Origin of the sequence: Pseudoxanthomonas sp. (genome assembly GCF_002863005.1) — a bacterium.
In the GTDB taxonomy this organism is placed as follows: domain Bacteria; phylum Pseudomonadota; class Gammaproteobacteria; order Xanthomonadales; family Xanthomonadaceae; genus Pseudoxanthomonas_A.
Genome location: NZ_PKDG01000013.1, coordinates 86,446 through 101,994, shown reverse-complemented (window position 1 = coordinate 101,994; position 15,549 = coordinate 86,446). Strand labels below are relative to the sequence as shown.

Below are 15,549 nucleotides of genomic sequence, written 5' to 3'. Positions count from 1 at the left end.
TCAGCCCTCCTTCCGCTTCGATTGCAGGGTGGCGACCAGCGCTTCCAGTTCGGCCAGTTCGGTGTCGCTCACCTCGGTGCGCTGGGACATCCAGGCCACGAACGGCGACAGCGAGCCCTGCAGGGTCTTCTCGACGAAGCTGCCGACCGCGCCGCGCATGACGTCGTCGTGCTGGGCGACCGCGGCGTAGCGGTACACGCCGTCGACCTGGCGGCGGCGCAGGAAGGCCTTGGCGCGCAGGCGCTCCATCATCGTCAGGACCGTGGACCGCGCTAGGCCCCGTGCCTCGCCGAAGGCGGCGGCGACTTCGCCGACGCTGGCCTCGCCGTGCTCGGAGAGATGTTGCAGCAGCGCCAGTTCCTGGTCGCCGATCGACTTGCGGGCCTTGCCGGGCATGGGATCGCCTCATGACTACAGTTGTCGTCAACTTGCCTGTGACGACAACTGTAGTCAACCCTGCCGAAGGTCATTCCCCGCGCGCGGCCGACGAACGGTCGCGGCTCAAGAAACGGCCGGCCGGGCCGATCCTTGGGTGACCCCACCCTGCGCCCGCGTCGCCATGCTCATCATCGTCGGCTTCATCATCGTCACCCTGAGCGTGATCGGCGGCTACCTCGGCTCGCACGGCAAGCTCGGCGCCCTGTGGCAGCCCTTCGAGCTGGTCATCATCGGCGGCGCGGCACTGGGTGCCTTCATGGCCAGCAACCCGACCAAGGTGGTCAAGGGCACGATCTCGGCGACGCTGTCGGTGTTCAAGGGCGCGAAGTACAAGTCGTCCGACTACCTCGACGTGCTCACGCTGATCCACGAGATGCTCAACAAGGCGCGCCGCGACGGCTTCATGTCGCTGGAAGAGCACATCGAGAACCCGGCCAACAGTCCGCTGTTCCAGAAGTACCCCAAGATCCTCGCCGACCACCACCTGCTCGACTTCCTGACCGAGTGCCTGCGCCTGATGGTGGGCAGCAACATCGAACCGCACGAACTGGAACCGCTGCTCGAGCTGGAGCTGGAGAAGCACCACCATGAAGCGATGGCGCCGGCGCATGCGCTGCAGAAAGTCTCCGACGGCCTGCCGGGCTTCGGCATCGTGGCCGCGGTGCTCGGCATCATCGTGACGATGGGCTCGATCGGCGGCGACATCGCCGCGGTCGGCGCGCACGTCGCCGCCGCGCTGGTCGGTACCTTCCTCGGCATCCTGCTGGCGTACGGTTTCGTCTCGCCGCTGGCCGCCGCCATCGAGGCCCAGGTCGAACAGGACAGCCGCATGTACGAGTCGGTGAAGACCGCCCTGCTCGCCTGCCTGCGCGGCTACAACCCGGCCGTCGCGCTGGAATTCGCCCGCAAGACGCTGCCCTCCGACGTGCGCCCGCCATTCGCCGAGTTCGAGGCGCACCTGAAGGCCAACAAGTAAGCCTGCGGCGATGAGCGAGCAACGTCCCACCATCATCGTCCGCCGGGTCAAGAAGGTCGCCGGCGGCGGCCATCATGGCGGCTCGTGGAAGGTCGCCTACGCGGACTTCGTGACCGCGATGATGGCGTTCTTCCTGGTGATGTGGCTGATGGGCGCCACCACCAACAAGGAACGCGCGGCGATCTCGGAATATTTCCGCAATCCCAGCCCGCTGAGCGGCAAGAGCTTCTCGCCTGCCCCGGGTCCTGCCGGTCCCGGCGGCGCGAGTACGTCCATGATCAAGTTGGGCGGCACGATGGACCTGCCGAAGGGCGAAAGCGACAACCCGTTCGACAAGCCGCCGGGCGATGCGGACCAGGTGTCCGAAGAACAGCAGAAAGCGCAGGAGAAGCAGCGCCTGGAGACGCTGATGCAGGCGCTGGAGGAAGCCATCGGCAAGAGCCAGGCGCTGGAGCCGTTCAAGGACCAGCTGCTGCTCGACCTCACCCCGGAAGGCCTGCGCATCCAGATCGTCGACCAGCAGAACCGGCCGATGTTCGACCTGGGCGGCACGGTGCTGAAACCCTATACGCAGGCGATCCTGGGCGAGCTGGCCGGCTTCATCAACCAGGTGCCGAACCACATCAGCATCACCGGGCATACCGACGTCACCCAGTACTCGTCGAACCGCGGCTACACCAACTGGGAACTCAGCGCCGAGCGCGCCAACGCCGCGCGCCGCGCGCTGGTGGTGGGCGGCATGCACGAGGACAAGGTATCGCGCGTGGTCGGCCTGTCGTCGTCGGTCCTGTTCGACAAGGAACATCCGCAGAATCCGATCAACCGCCGCATCAGCATCGTGGTTATGACGAAAGCGGCGGAAGAAGCGCTGCAGGGCGAAGGCAAGCTGCTCGCCCCGGGCGCGCCCAAGCCCGATGCCGACACCGCCATGCCGGGCGCTCCCGCGCAGGCGACCGCCGCGTTGACGCCTGCGGCGGCGCAGGATTCCGCCATTCGCTGAGGCGCCTGCACGGCGGCGTCGCCACGCCGATGCCCGACCCGACTCAGTCCACCGCGATGTCGAAGTGCATCACGTCCTCGCGCGTGCCCAGCCTGGTATACAGCGCCACCGCCGGGTCGTCGCCGTAGTCCGCCTGCACGAACACCACCCATGCACCCTGCGCGGCGGCGATCCTTCGCAACTCGGCGATCAGCGCGGTCGCGATGCCGCGGCGGCGGTATGCGTCCGCCACGGCAAGGTCATAGAGGTAGACCTCGCTGCGTGCCTGCTCGAACTTGGGCAACACGTAGGCGGCCAGCCCGCCGACCACCGCATCGCCCTGCACCGCCGCCACCGCGATGAACGTGTCGCGCGCGAGAAGGCGGCCCAGGTAAGCGTCATCCGGCGGGGCAGCGGTGTAGGTCGGCATGTCGTCGAACTCACGGCCGAACATCCGCAGCATGCCCCGCATCAGCCCCAAGTCGGAGGGGCCCAGCGCGCGGATCGCGACCTCCGGCTCAGGCGCCGCCATCGGTGTCTCCCTGCGGCAGCGAAGCAGGCCGCGCCAGCGAGCGCACCAAGTCGTCCGGCACGGTGCGCACATGCAGGTCCTGCTGCGGGAAGGGGATCTCGATGCCCGCTGCGCCGAGTGCGGCGTGCAGCCGCATCATCAGGTCGCTGCGGATCGTGGACCAGTCGTCGTAGCGGCGACTCCATGCACGGATGGCGAAGTCCAGCGAACTGGCGCCGAAGCCGGTGAACAGCACGGCAGGCACGGGGTCGTCGGCGATGCCGGGCGTCGCGCGCGTGGTCTCCTGCAGCAGCTGCATCACCCGCGTCACGTCGCTGCCGTAGGCCACCCCCACGTCGACGTCGACGCGGCGGTTCTGGTCCATCAGCGTCCAGTTGGTCACCTTGTCGGACAGCAGCATGCCGTTCGGCACGATGACGTCGGCGCCTTCGAACGTGCGCACGGTGGTGGCGCGCATGCCGATGGCGCGCACGCGGCCGGCGGTACCGCTGATGTCGACCGCATCGCCGGGTTTCACCGGACGCTCGAACATCAGGATCAGGCCGGAGACGAAGTTCTTCACCACGTCCTGCAGGCCCAGGCCGATCCCCACCCCGAGTGCGCCGAACATGAAGGCCAGTTGCCCGATCTTGAAGCCCGCGGCGGACAGCGCGGCCAGCAATCCCAGCAACAGCAGCACGTAGTAGCTGAGCGAGGCGATGCTGTTGTCCACGCCGCGCGGCAGCGACATGCGCGGCAGGACTTCTTCGCGCAGCAGCGCGCGCAGCGTGCGCGCCACCCAGACCGCCAGCACCACGCCGATGCAGAACACCAGCACGTGGCCCAGGCTGAGCGAGAGTTCGCCGTACTCGAAGCGGTGCGTGACGATGGCCCTGGCGACGTCGTACACCGGCCGGAAGATGCGGAAGCGGATCATCGTGTAGACGATCCAGCCGATCACCGCCGCGACGCGCGCCCACCGCGCGAGCGTGTCGAGCAGGCGGCCGCCATGCCGGCGCATCAACCACAGCCGACGCACTTCGGGGCGCGCGCCCAGCCGGCGCAACAAGGCTTCCAGCACCGTCACCGCCGCATACAGGACCAGCGCGAAGTAGCCGCTCTCGATGATGCCGGCCGTCAGCATTTCCGCCAGCGACACGTTGCCCACGACGTTCGCGACGATCGCCGTCGACAGGATCGCGACGCCGCCCCAGGCCAGGCCGTGGACCAGCTGTCCGGCACGACCGGCCACGCCGGCGTAGCGCTCGCCGCGCGAACGCCACAGCAGCCAGCCGGTGGCCGCGAGCGCCAGCAGGGAGAGCACCAGATAGTACAGCCGGTACAGGTAATCGCTGGCCATCAGCAAGACAGCCAAATGCTGCAGCAGGTAGAACGCGGTCGCCAGGTAGGGCCACGGTCCCAGCAGGCGACGGCCTTGCTGCGGCATCAGCCGCAACACCGGCACCAGCGCGACCAGCATCGCCAGCTGGTGCAGGAACAGCGGCGCGTTCGGTTCGAACACCAGCACGCCGATCATGGACAGCAGCAACCAGGTGGAGAACGGACGTCCCACCACGCGCGACTCCGCATCCGTCGCCAGCGCCGCTGTCGGATCCAGGCGGCGGCGCCGATGCCGCCACGCGATCCACAGCAGCGCCGGCAGCAACATCAACTGCAGCAGATGCAGCAACCGCTGGTTGCCGACATCCGCCGCGGTGTACTGGGCGACGAAGCTGTTCTCCTGCTGGACCTCACGCTTCAGGCTGTCGGCCACGTCCTGCCGCAGGACCGTGCGGTCCTGCACCTGCCACAAGGGCGACGCATCCAGGCGGAACAGGCGCCGGTCGGCGTAGGCGATGGCATCGTCCACCGCCTGCTGGCCGGCCTGGATGCGTGCGGCGAGCAGGTTGGCGCGTTGCCCCAGCCGGATCTGCCCCGCCAGCGGCGTGGACAGCGCCTGCTCGGCCGCCTGCAGCCGCGCGGACACGCCTTCCACGCGCGAGCGCAGCGCATCCGGCGTGCCGTCCGCGGCCATGCCCTGCCGGGTGAGTTCCCAGTCGGCGCGGCGCAGCGCCAGTTCCGCCGCATCCTGCGCATACGGTGCCACCGATGCCTGCATGTCACCGCGCCAGCGCGCGTACTGGCGCGCATCGAACTTCCAGTGGCGCTCCATGCTTTCCAGCCGCAGCACGGGCAGCGTGCGCAGTTCCCCGTAGGCGAACAGGCCGTTCTTCTCCGCCACCGACTTCTCGATGGTCGTCAGCCGCGGCACAAGTCGGCCGAGCGGATCGGCGCGCGCCGCGCGCAGCGACACTTCCTCCGCGTAGCGCTCGTCGGCATCGGCGCGACCGGGGATGTCGGCCAGCGCGATCGCTTCGGGCGCCTTCGGCTTGGAAGGCGACAGCAGCGTGGTGACGTCCTGCGCCTTCGCGGCATTCGCCACCGACAGCACCAGGCAGGCAAGGCAGGCGAGCAGCACGCGCATGACGGACGATCCCGGAACGGAGGCGACGATGCGAGTCTAGCGTGCGCGCCGTCGCGCGGTCGCGGTCAGAATGCGTCGCTGCCCGGCCGGATCTCCACGCCCATCACCGCGGCCAGCTGCTGCATGCCGTCGTCGTCGCGACGCAGCGCGATCCATCCGGCGTAGGCGTCGCCCCCCGTGTTCCAGTTCCACAGCGTGTAGCCATGCTCGCGCAGGCGGTCGTAGGCCGTGGACATCAAGGCGGGAACGTCGGTCCCGTCGAGGAAATCCTCGTCGCTGGTATCGCCCCCCCAGTCGATCTCGACGGCATAGCGCGCGGCCAGCTGGTTGACGCAGTCGATGAAGGACTCTGTGTCCTTCCAGTCCACGTAGAAGCCCGACGTCCAGTCGATGGCGTCCTTCAGCGTCCACAGCACCTGGTCCGGCTCGACGCCGTCTTCGCTGCTCGCGTCGCGATAGGCCGCGAACTGCCGCAGTGCGGTTTCTTCATCGCCGGGATTGATCAGCACCAGCAGGTTCCAGACCAGTGCCTCGGTGTCGTCCAGATCCATGTCGTCTTCGTCGTCGAAGGCATGGCGGAAGTTGTCGTCGGGATCGAATTCGTGGTCGGGCTGGGTCATGGGGCGTCTTCGTGTGGGTGCATGACGTCGCGCTGCGCGGCGCGGGCGATGTCAAGGTTGGCTGAATATTAAGGCCACGTGATGCATCCGCGCGTGAGGCCGTGGCGTACATGAGTCCGCAAGCGCAACAACCACACCCTCATCCACCCAGGAGATACCCATGAACCGTACCGTCCTTTCCGTCGCCCTGCTCGCCGCCTTCACCGCTGCTGCGTGCTCGCCGAAGACCGCCGAAGCCGAAGCCGACGCCGGCGCCGCCCCGATGCCGGTGGCCGAAGCCAGCGATCCGGCACCCGCCGATGCCGCCGCACCGGCCGTCGAGCAGAAGGACGTGGTGGATACCGCCATCGGTTCGCCGGACCACACCACGCTGGTCAGTGCGGTGCAGGCCGCGGGCCTGGTCGATACGCTGAAGGGCGCAGGCCCGTTCACGGTGTTCGCACCCACCAACGCCGCCTTCGAAGCGCTGCCCGCCGGCACCGTCGACACGCTGCTGAAGCCGGAGAGCAAGGCCGACCTGACCGCCGTGCTGACCTACCACGTGGTGCCCGGCATGGTGGACGCCGCCACGCTGACGCAGCAGATCCAGGCCAGCGGTGGTACCGCCACGTTGAAGACCGTGCAGGGCGGTGAACTGAAGGCGCAGGTAGTCGATGGCGGCGTCACCCTGACCGATGCCAAGGGCAACACCGTCAAGGTCACCACCGCCGACCTGAAGGCCAGCAACGGCGTGATCCACGTGGTCGACAAGGTGCTGATGCCGTAATTCCTCGACGGCAGCACACGCCGGGGCGGTCGTGGTGGGCCGCCCCGGCGTTCTTTTGTCTCCACCACCGCGAAGGTCTATCGTGGCGCCGCCGGCCCGCATGCCGGCGCCCGCGGGAGGCCGTGCCATGTTCAACCCACGTCCCTCGGTGACGCAGGTTCCGCTGGGGCAGGGTCGCATCTGCGTCGTCCTCGACGACGCCCTGCTGTCGCCGGAACGCCTGCCCGCCTTTGCGGACGCCTACCGGGAAGACTTCCACCCCGCTTCGCCCGACGTGTTTCCGGGTCTCCGGCTGCGCATGCCGGACGACTTCACCGCCTTGCTTCATGACGTAATGCGCGACCATGCCCGCCACACGCTCGGCGTGCGACGCATCCTGCGCAGCACCAGCCGCCTTTCGCTGTTGACCCTGGCAGGCGACGCATTGCCGCCGTCGCACTGGCTGCCGCGTCGCGAGCGTTCGCCCGAACCCGACCAGCGCCTCGTCGCCGCAGAACTGTTCCTGTTCCGGGACGCCACGCTGGGCGGGACGCATTTCTTCCTGCCCCTCGTGTCGCCGCAGCAGGTGGCGGAGATCGAACACGACGCCGATGCCCTGTCGCCGGACGCGTTCTCCCGACGCCATGGCGTGGCAGCGGGCTATCCGCACGCGTCCACGATCGCCTGCTTCGCGCACGCGGTCACGGTACCGGCACGCTGGAACCGCCTGGTGATGCACGATGCCGACGTATTCCGCGCCCCTGCGGTGCCGCATGGCGTCCGGCTGGACACCGCTCCGCGCCGCGGGCGGCTGACGCTGCAGGCCACGCTTGTCTGCAGCCGCAACCGCGTGGCCTGGTGAGGCGGGCGCTTCGGTTATCCTTGCGCCCCCGACGACCACGCGACGCCTTCCATGTCCGACACGCCTCCCGACCACCTGGCTTCCGACCCGCGCAGCCCCTTCTACAACGCCGAGGCGATGGACCGCGGCGTCGGCATCCGCTTCAACGGCGTGGAGCGCGACAACGTGGAGGAGTACTGCATCAGCGAAGGCTGGGTCCGCGTGCCGGTCGGCAAGTCGAAGGACCGCCGCGGCAACCCGATGACGATGAAGGTCAAGGGCACCGTGGAAGCGTGGTATCGATCGCCTGCGGGCGAGTGATCCGGGCGCTGCCCGCGCCTGAACGGCCCTGTCATGCCCGCGTGGCACAATCCCGGCCTGCACGGCACGCCGGGAGGGCGCATGAAGTTCCTGTTGATGATCTACACGGATGACCAGCTGCTGGATGCGCTGCCCGAGGGCGCGTTCGACCGCATGATGCACGGCTGCATCACCCACGCCGACGAACTGAAGGCCGAGGGTACGTTGATCGACTCCCAGCAGCTCGAGCATGGCAGCACCGCGCGTACCGTGCGCGTGCGCAACGGCAAGACGCACGTCGTCGACGGCCCCTTCGCCGAAACGAAGGAGATCCTCGGCGGCTACAACCTGATCGAGGCCGACAGCCTGGACGAGGCGGTACGCATCGCGCAGGAATTCCCGTGGATCGGCACCGGCAGCATCGAGGTGCGGCCGGTGCGCGATTTCGAGGCGGTACGCAGGCGCGTCGGCGCCTGATCCCCGGCTACTTCGCTTTCGCGCCGCCCAGGTGGCGCGACAGGAAGTCCAGCAACCTGGTGTAGTAGGTGCGTCGGTTGGCTTCGGCATAGAAGCCGTGGCCTTCGGTGCGCACGTACAGCGTCTCCACCGGCACGCCCACGGCCTTCAGCGCCTTCTCCATGCGCTCTGTGTGCGCCTGCGGTGCGATCTCGTCCTTCCCGCCCGCCGCCAGGAACACCGGTACCCTGATCTTCGCTGCCAGCGAAGTGGGCGAAATGTCGGCCAGCGCGGTGCGATCGTCACCCACCCAGTCGTTCATGTAGTTGCCGACCCATTTGGCATTGCGCGATTTCTGCCGGTGCATCAGCTCCAGGTCGTACACGCCGACATAGCCGGCCGCGCAGCGGTACATCGCCGGCTCCTTGGCCACGCCCATCAGGGCCGCATAGCCGCCATAGCTCGCCCCATACAGGCAGATCCGCTGCGGGTCCGCGATCTTCTGCTCGATCGCCCAGCGCGTTGCGTCGGTCAGGTCGTCCTGCATCGCGCCGCCCCACTCGCGCGCACCGGCCTGCATGTGCGCGCGCCCGTAATTGCCCGAGCCGCGGAAATTGAGGCGTAGCACCGCGTACCCGGCGCGCGCCAGCATCTGCGCCTCGTCGTCGATCTCCCAGCGGTCGAAGATGCCGATCGGCCCCCCATGCGGCATCACCACCAGCGGCAGCGGCCCCTGGCTACCGCGCGGACGCGTCAGGTAACCATGCAGCGGAAGACTGTCCCGCGCTTTCAACGCCACTGATTCGCTGGGCGACAACGTCGCTGGATCCAACCATTTGCGCCTGCTGAAGATCAGATCGGCAGCATTGGTCTGCGTGTCGAACAGATAGAAATCGCCGGGACTGGTGTCGTTCCAGATATGGACGATCTTCAGCTTGCCGTCGCGCGTGCCGGAGGTGATCAGGATCGAATGTCCCGGAAACGATCGCTCCAGCTTGCGATACAGGCGCGCAGTCTCCGATTTTTCGTCGAAGAACACCGTGCGGAGCCGGTCGTGCATGAAGAAGCTGCCCACGGGCGTGCGCCCGCCCGGTGCGCGGATGATCCGGTAGGGATCCACCACTGCATCGCGCAGCACCTGCGTGCGCTCGCCTGTCTCCGTATCCAGGGCCACGATCGCGTCCGGCCCTTCGCGCTGCTCGACCTGCAGGTAGGCCGTGCGGCCATCGGGCGCGAAACCCAGCGGCACCTCGACACGCCGCGTCGCGTTCTCGTCGTTGACCAGCGCCCACGGGGTACCGCCACTGGGGCGGTGATAAAGCTTGCTGGCGTTGTCTTCGCCGGCCCCGAGCGCGAAGCGGACCTCGCCCGTCGCATCGACGACGAAGTCGGCACGACGCACCGGGGCGGTGGCGAGCGTGTCCAGGCTGCCGTTGTAGGCATCCAGGCTCATCAACCGCGTGTTCGGCATGGACGTGTCGAGCGCGTACATGCTGATCAGCACCTTGCGCGGATCATTCGGCATCGGATCGACCAGCTCGGCCGCGCGCGGCTGGACCTCGTTTCCGTCCAGGCCATAGCGCGCAAAGATCTGCCGACGCACGGAGCCGTCCACGTTCGTCGCATACAGCTCGCCGGTGGCGTAGGGCTGGTCGCGCGAACCGTACTTCTTCGCCACCGACACGACGACGCGCTCGTCGCTCACCCACCAGACGTCGTCGATCACGCTGTCCGCGCCGGCGCTGATCTTGGCAGTGATCTGACGGTCGCTGCGCCGCTGCACCGCGAGGATGGTCTGGTCCTCCAGCGGCACCGTCAGCGCGTAGTACTCGCCGGTGGGCGAGATCTTCAGGGTTTCCAGCACGTCCTGCTTAAGGAACGGCTCCAGGTCCACCTGCGCGTGCGCCCATGGCGCAAACAGGCATCCCAGCAGGATACCCACACTCCTTGCTCTCCACCCCATGGATGCCTCCCGTGGCATCGTTTTCCCCGGACGGATTAGACCGCAGGGCGACAGGAAGCGACAAGCATGTCTCAGCGCGCTAGCGCGGCAGGCTCGCGCTGTGGTTCTGCCGGCGCAGTCAGGGTGGGCGGCAACTCGTGCAAGCGCTGCTGCCCAGACCGCAACCACGCCTGTCCCGTCTCTCCGTGCAACTGCTCGCGCGCTAGGCGTTCGATCGCTCCGCCATCGCCCCGTCGTGCGGCGTCGAGCAGTTGCTCGACCATGCGGCCGTCACGGACGGGTTCCGCGGGTACCGCGCCGATGGCGACCGGCCGCCACGCCAGCGTCGAGGCCATCGCCTCGTTGCGCGGTTGCGCGTCCAGGCAGTCGATCCTGCACAGCGACGCCGGCGCGAGTTCTTCCTGCATCCCGCGAACGCCGGCCCTGTCGTAGATCGAGGTGCGATAGAAGAACTGGTGCTCCTCGGACCGATGGATGACGTTGCGCGCGGGATCCATCGGTTCCTCGCGCTTGGCCAGGTAGGGCCTGTCGCTCAGCGCATTGAGGTAGTCGATCATCAGGTTGCCGCTGCGGACGCCGATGCCGTCCTGGGTGTACCCGCCGCCGATGTCGCTGTGCGCGCCCGCGACGGTGACATTGAGGAAGCGCCCCCCGTCGGTCACGCCCGGGTCCATCACGCGCGTGGACTGGAACAGGTTGCGCCGCTCGTCGTCGGCGGTGATCTGGAAGCCCGACACCACAGAGGGCGGCAGGCGGCGGTCGTGGTCGCGCGGCTCGCCCGTACCGACCGGATCGAACAGGCCGACGGCCTGGATGACGGTGCCGGGTTCGCGCAGATTGGGGCGGGTCGGCTCCAGCCTTTCGATGCGGCCGTTGCGGTCGCGCACGACGTCCATGCCTCTCGGATCCTGGATACCCCGCTCCTCTACCAGGCGCGTGAAGCCCGCCGCCTGCTCGGCACCACGGCTGAATCCGATGGCGGCAATGCGGATGTCGGCGTCGGGATTGTCGCGCAACCACGCCGAGGCCTGCTGGATGAACTGGAAATACATTTCCTCCATGCGGGGTTCGTAGGTACCGCCGGTGGCCTGGTCGATGACACCGCCCAGTCCACCCTGCGTACCCGGACCTTCGACGTACCCAAAGCCGACCGTCGGGTCCTTCGACTGCTCGAGCTGTTTCGCGATGCGCGCCACGTTGGTGTGGTTCTCCGGCGCATCCTTGTGCATGCTGTTGCCGGTGCCGTCGAAGGCAGCGACGAACAGCCGGTGATCCGGCGCATCGGCGTCGCGGAGCAACGGCGCCGAGAAGCTCGCGAGTTGCCTGCTGGCGTCCGGGAATGTCGCCAGATCCGATGCCGTCGCCGGTACCGTGCTTACACCATCGGGATGCCGTTCGCCGCCCATGCTCCACTCCCTGGAGATGCGTCAGTAGGTTCTCGTCCAGGCCAGGACAAGATCGTCGCGGAAGCCGCTGTACTTGTTGCCCGGCACCTGCAGTGTCTTCGTCGGCACGAAAGCGCGCATGTAGACATTGATGGTGCGATCGTTCACTTCGAGGATGATGTCCGGATCACCCAGGTCTCCATGGATCTCCTCGCGCGGCACGTTGTGCAACACGATGCGGTCCTTGAAGATCTCGCCGATATCGACCTCGGCCTCATGCGGCACGCCGTCCTTGGAGCGCCATTGCACTTTCGCTGGTGCCGGAAAGTTGCGCCGGGCGATGTGCCCAGCGCTGAGGAGCTTCTCGTGACTCGCACGATACGAAGAGATGGGAGGGCTCACCTCGTCGTCACGGTCGACGCCGTGGACGAAACCGCTGTACACGATCTTGCACCCGATGGTATCGAAGCAGTGCGCGCCGAAGTTGTGCTGGAAAAACTTCAACGGCCATGCCGACGCAGCCGTGTCGCCGGCCTTCCTTCCCTCAAGACCTGATTCCTGCGTCATGGCCATGCCCTGGCATCCTGCGGTTGAGACGATCATCGCCGATATCAGCGCCAGCGATCGCGCGTGGCGCGAAGAACGTCCGGGGAGTGTCGGCTTCCTGCCCTGCATTCATGCACCTCTCGCCTCATGCGTCGCTTCATCATTTACGACAGATGCACGACGCATGCAAGCTTTCGCAGCCGGTTCCGGGCGTCTGGCCGCCTACATTCATGTACATCAATCCGCCGGCATGGCGCCTTCGTCCATGTGCACGATCTCCCACAGGTGGCCATCGGGATCCTGGAAGCTGCGTTGGTACATGAAGCCGTAATCCTTGGCTTCCATCGGTTCGGTGCCGCCGGCGGCGAGGGCCTTGCCGACCATGGCGTCGACGGCCGCACGGCTGTCGGCGGACAGGCAGAGGATCACTTCCGTATGCGTGCGCGCGTCGCAGATCGCCTTGCGCGTGAAGCCCTGGAAGAACGGCTCCACCAGCAGCATGACGTAGATGGTGTCGCTGATGACGACGCAGGCCGCGTTCTCGTCGGTGAATTGCGGATTGGTCGCATGACCTAGCGCGGCGAAGAAGGCCTTGGACTTATCCAGGTCGCGGACCGGCAGGTTGACGAAGATCTGGGTGCTCATGAAGGTCCACTCACGGTTGATGGTCTGGCGAGATCTGCGCGGCGAGCCGTGCTTCCTGCTCGCGCAGCTCCGGCGTCAGCGCATCGCCGAAATCGTCGGCGTCGAAAACCGGCCGCAGTTCGATCTCCGCGCCGCCATCGAACGGCGCGCGCTTGATCCACTCGATGGCTTCGTCGAGGCTGCGGACCTGCCAAAGCCAGAAGCCGGCGACCAGTTCCTTCGTTTCGCCGAAGGGTCCGTCGACGACCGTGCGCTGCCTGCCGTCGAAGCGCACGCGCACACCCCGCGAGCTGGGATGCAATCCCTCGCCGGCCAGCATGATGCCGGCCTTGACCAGCGCCTCGTTGAACCTGCCCATCTCCGTGAGCAATTCGGTATCCGGCATCCGGCCGGCTTCCGAATCGGCACTGGCCTTCACGATGACCATGACGCGCATTGCACCCTCCCGATCGTGCGGACCGGACACTCCGGCCGCTTTCAGGAGAACGACGAACCGCGAGGGCGCGGATCGACACGACGCTCCGGAACATTCGCGGGCGCGGTTTCCCGCTACGGGAGCCGCAACTTCAGGTCGCGGCGACCCTGTGCCTCGTTGCCGCTGTAGTCGCGGGCGGTGATCCTGAGCGTGTAGTCGCCGGGCGGGAGTTCGCCGGCCCGCCATGCGCCTTCGGCCCAATGGCCGTCGCGGACGGTATTGGTGACGCTGTACCGGAACCGGGTGACCGCACTGCCATGCACGGTGATGCCGCTTCCCGGTGCGTACGCCACCTGCACCGCATCGTCGGACGGCAACCGGAGGAAATCGAGCGTCATGCGCGGCGCTTCGAACCCCGCGACGGGCCTGCCGTCGTCGTGCAGCAGTTGGTAGCCCAAGGCATGCACGCCGAGGCGACGGCGCGGCAGGTTGCGGTCCACCTGGTCCCAGGCATCCACGACGATGCGCACGCCCTGCAGGTCCCGCGGCACCAGCACGCGTCCGTCCTCGCGCTGGTCGATCGGCTGGTCCAGCGTGTCGAACAGCGCAACGTCGTCGATGCGCGGCGGATAGGTGTCGGTGAACCCGGTGAAGCCGAGCGCGATCGCGTTGCGCTCGTAGCCCGAAGGGCCGATCGACAGGTGCACGTGCGCCATGCGGTTGACCGTGCCCAGCGGGTCGCCCGCGGCGAAGCGCGTGCCGCGCCGCACGCGGATGCGGCTGGGCTCGCCACTGAGGTCGTGGAGCAGCTGGAAGCGCGCCGGATCCAGCAGCTCTCCGCGCGGCGTGCGGCCGACGCGCATGTGGATGTAGTCGAGCGGGCCAAGACCGAGTCCTTCGCTCAGGCCATCGAAGTTCCAGGCGGCGGATGGACTGCTGACCTTGCCGTCGGCGATGGCGAGCACGGTGGCGCCGACGTCGCCGCGGATGTCGAGACCGCCGTGCAGGTGGTGGCGACTTTCCCCGCTGTAGTCGCCCCGGACTTCGCCGAGCGTGCCGACCACCTCATGCCACTGGTCCTGCGGCTGCAGGGGCCAGCGACCTGCGGTGACGGGCAGTGGATCCTCCGCCGACGGACCGACGGTCGCGGGGGCAGGCGCGACGCCGGCCGCCAGCGGCGCGATGCGATGCACCCGATGGGCACCCGCATCGGTGATGTGCACATCGCCACGCGCATCCACCGCCAGCCCCGCCGTGCGTGACAGCCGCTGCCCCGGCAGATGGCCGGCCAACACGTGCCAACGTCCATCGCGCATCACCTGCATCACCCGACCGGTGAACAGTTCGCCGACATACAGATGGCCATCGTGCGTGAGCGCCAGCGACAACGGCCTGCGCGGGCCTGCCTGCGTCGGCAGGTCCGGCTGCAGCGGCAAGGTGCTGACCCCGCCCTGCGGCCCGATCCTGCGGATGGCGTCGTTGCGCAGGTCCGCGACCCACGCAACGCCGGTGGCATCCACGGCGATGCCGGTCGGCGTGTCGAAGCGCGCTTCGCCGCCGGTGCCATCCACGAAACCGGGCGCATCGCCGCCGGCGAGCGTGGTGACCACGCCGTCCCGGGAGATCAGGCGGATGCGGTCGTTGTAGGTGTCGGCGACATAGACGCGACCGCTGCCATCCACCGCGACCCCGATGGGTCCGTTGAATTGCGCCTGCATCGCCGCGCCGTCGCGGAAGCCCGGCTCGCCCGTGCCGGCCACCGTCGTCACCACGCCCTGCGGCGTGACCTTGCGGATGGCGTGGTTGCCGGTATCGGCCACGTAGAGATTGCCCTGCGCATCGCGCGCCAGCGCCGACGGCGTATGGAAGGCTGCCACGGTGCCGGCGCCGTCGATGAACCCCTCGCGCCCCCCGGCCAGCGTCGCCACGCTGCCATCGCGCGCGATGCGGCGGATGCGGTTGTTATCGCCGGCATCGGCGACGTAGCGCGTGCCGTCTTCCATCACGACGATGCCCCAGGGGTCGTCGAAGCGCGCGTTCGCGCCCAGCCCGTCGCTCGCGCCACGCACGCCGTCACCGGCCGCCAGCGACAACTGGCCGGTCCAGCCGAACGGCGTGACCGGCGGGCCGGCCTCGGGGACGGGAACGGGAAAACGCGGCGTGACCAGGAAGGTCGCGGCCAGCGCGATGGCGGTCGACAGCACCACCACCCACAGCCAGGCGGTACGGCTCATTGCATCAGTG

General features: G+C 67.9%; 16 protein-coding genes. 6 read left to right on the top strand and 10 right to left on the bottom strand.

The window, feature by feature from the left end:
- On the bottom strand, positions 1-396 hold the full coding sequence (locus CYU89_RS04140; RefSeq protein WP_296278950.1) for a BlaI/MecI/CopY family transcriptional regulator: 396 nt from the start codon (positions 394-396) through the stop codon (positions 1-3).
- Positions 397-559: 163 nt separating this feature from the next.
- On the opposite strand from CYU89_RS04140, the gene motA reads away from it, so the two are divergent.
- Positions 560-1,414 (top strand): flagellar motor stator protein MotA, encoded by an 855-nt coding sequence (gene motA / locus CYU89_RS04135; RefSeq protein ID WP_296279001.1) that lies wholly within the window; start codon positions 560-562, stop codon positions 1,412-1,414.
- A gap of 10 nt (positions 1,415-1,424) precedes the next feature.
- The gene (gene motB / locus CYU89_RS04130) at positions 1,425-2,414 is read left to right on the top strand and encodes a flagellar motor protein MotB (protein ID WP_296278949.1); all 990 of its coding nucleotides are present in this window, start codon (positions 1,425-1,427) and stop codon (positions 2,412-2,414) included.
- A 43-nt stretch (positions 2,415-2,457) separates the two neighbouring features.
- Here motB and CYU89_RS04125 read toward each other — a convergent pair whose 3' ends face one another.
- The 3 genes from CYU89_RS04125 to CYU89_RS04115 all read right to left on the bottom strand — a co-directional run bounded on the left by CYU89_RS04125 (position 2,458) and on the right by CYU89_RS04115 (position 6,009).
- Entirely contained in the window at positions 2,458-2,925 is a 468-nt protein-coding gene (locus CYU89_RS04125; RefSeq protein ID WP_296278948.1) for an AAC(3)-I family aminoglycoside N-acetyltransferase, read from the bottom strand.
- On the bottom strand, positions 2,912-5,389 hold the full coding sequence (locus CYU89_RS04120) for a mechanosensitive ion channel domain-containing protein (RefSeq protein ID WP_296278947.1): 2,478 nt from the start codon (positions 5,387-5,389) through the stop codon (positions 2,912-2,914). The genes CYU89_RS04125 and CYU89_RS04120 overlap by 14 nt, the downstream gene beginning before the upstream one ends.
- A gap of 65 nt (positions 5,390-5,454) precedes the next feature.
- Positions 5,455-6,009, bottom strand: a complete 555-nt coding sequence (locus CYU89_RS04115; protein WP_296278946.1) for a hypothetical protein — start codon at positions 6,007-6,009, stop codon at positions 5,455-5,457.
- Positions 6,010-6,271: 262 nt separating this feature from the next.
- On the opposite strand from CYU89_RS04115, the gene CYU89_RS04110 reads away from it, so the two are divergent.
- The 4 genes from CYU89_RS04110 (at position 6,272) to CYU89_RS04095 (ending at position 8,372) form a co-directional block, all read left to right on the top strand.
- Complete coding sequence (locus CYU89_RS04110; protein WP_296279000.1) at positions 6,272-6,775, top strand: fasciclin domain-containing protein; 504 nt, start codon at positions 6,272-6,274, stop codon at positions 6,773-6,775.
- A gap of 127 nt (positions 6,776-6,902) precedes the next feature.
- A complete protein-coding gene (locus CYU89_RS04105; protein WP_296278945.1) occupies positions 6,903-7,616 on the top strand; it encodes a DUF6445 family protein in 714 nt (237 codons plus the stop codon).
- A 51-nt stretch (positions 7,617-7,667) separates the two neighbouring features.
- Complete coding sequence (locus tag CYU89_RS04100; protein WP_296278944.1) at positions 7,668-7,916, top strand: DUF3297 family protein; 249 nt, start codon at positions 7,668-7,670, stop codon at positions 7,914-7,916.
- A gap of 81 nt (positions 7,917-7,997) precedes the next feature.
- Positions 7,998-8,372, top strand: coding sequence for a YciI family protein (locus CYU89_RS04095; RefSeq protein WP_296278943.1), 375 nt, complete (start codon positions 7,998-8,000; stop codon positions 8,370-8,372).
- A gap of 7 nt (positions 8,373-8,379) precedes the next feature.
- On the opposite strand, the gene CYU89_RS04090 is transcribed toward CYU89_RS04095, so the two are convergent.
- The 6 genes from CYU89_RS04090 to CYU89_RS04065 form a co-directional block, all read right to left on the bottom strand.
- A complete protein-coding gene (locus tag CYU89_RS04090; RefSeq protein WP_296278942.1) occupies positions 8,380-10,293 on the bottom strand; it encodes a S9 family peptidase in 1,914 nt (637 codons plus the stop codon).
- A 92-nt stretch (positions 10,294-10,385) separates the two neighbouring features.
- Positions 10,386-11,720, bottom strand: a complete 1,335-nt coding sequence (locus CYU89_RS04085; RefSeq protein WP_296278941.1) for a DUF2235 domain-containing protein — start codon at positions 11,718-11,720, stop codon at positions 10,386-10,388.
- 21 nt (positions 11,721-11,741) lie between these two features.
- Positions 11,742-12,272 (bottom strand): hypothetical protein, encoded by a 531-nt coding sequence (locus tag CYU89_RS04080; RefSeq protein ID WP_296278940.1) that lies wholly within the window; start codon positions 12,270-12,272, stop codon positions 11,742-11,744.
- A gap of 210 nt (positions 12,273-12,482) precedes the next feature.
- Positions 12,483-12,890, bottom strand: a complete 408-nt coding sequence (locus CYU89_RS04075; RefSeq protein ID WP_296278939.1) for a VOC family protein — start codon at positions 12,888-12,890, stop codon at positions 12,483-12,485.
- Between the two features lie 10 nt (positions 12,891-12,900).
- A complete protein-coding gene (locus CYU89_RS04070; RefSeq protein ID WP_296278938.1) occupies positions 12,901-13,326 on the bottom strand; it encodes a YciI family protein in 426 nt (141 codons plus the stop codon).
- A gap of 113 nt (positions 13,327-13,439) precedes the next feature.
- A complete protein-coding gene (locus CYU89_RS04065) occupies positions 13,440-15,539 on the bottom strand; it encodes a gluconolaconase (protein ID WP_296278937.1) in 2,100 nt (699 codons plus the stop codon).
- Positions 15,540-15,549: the final 10 nt, after the last annotated feature.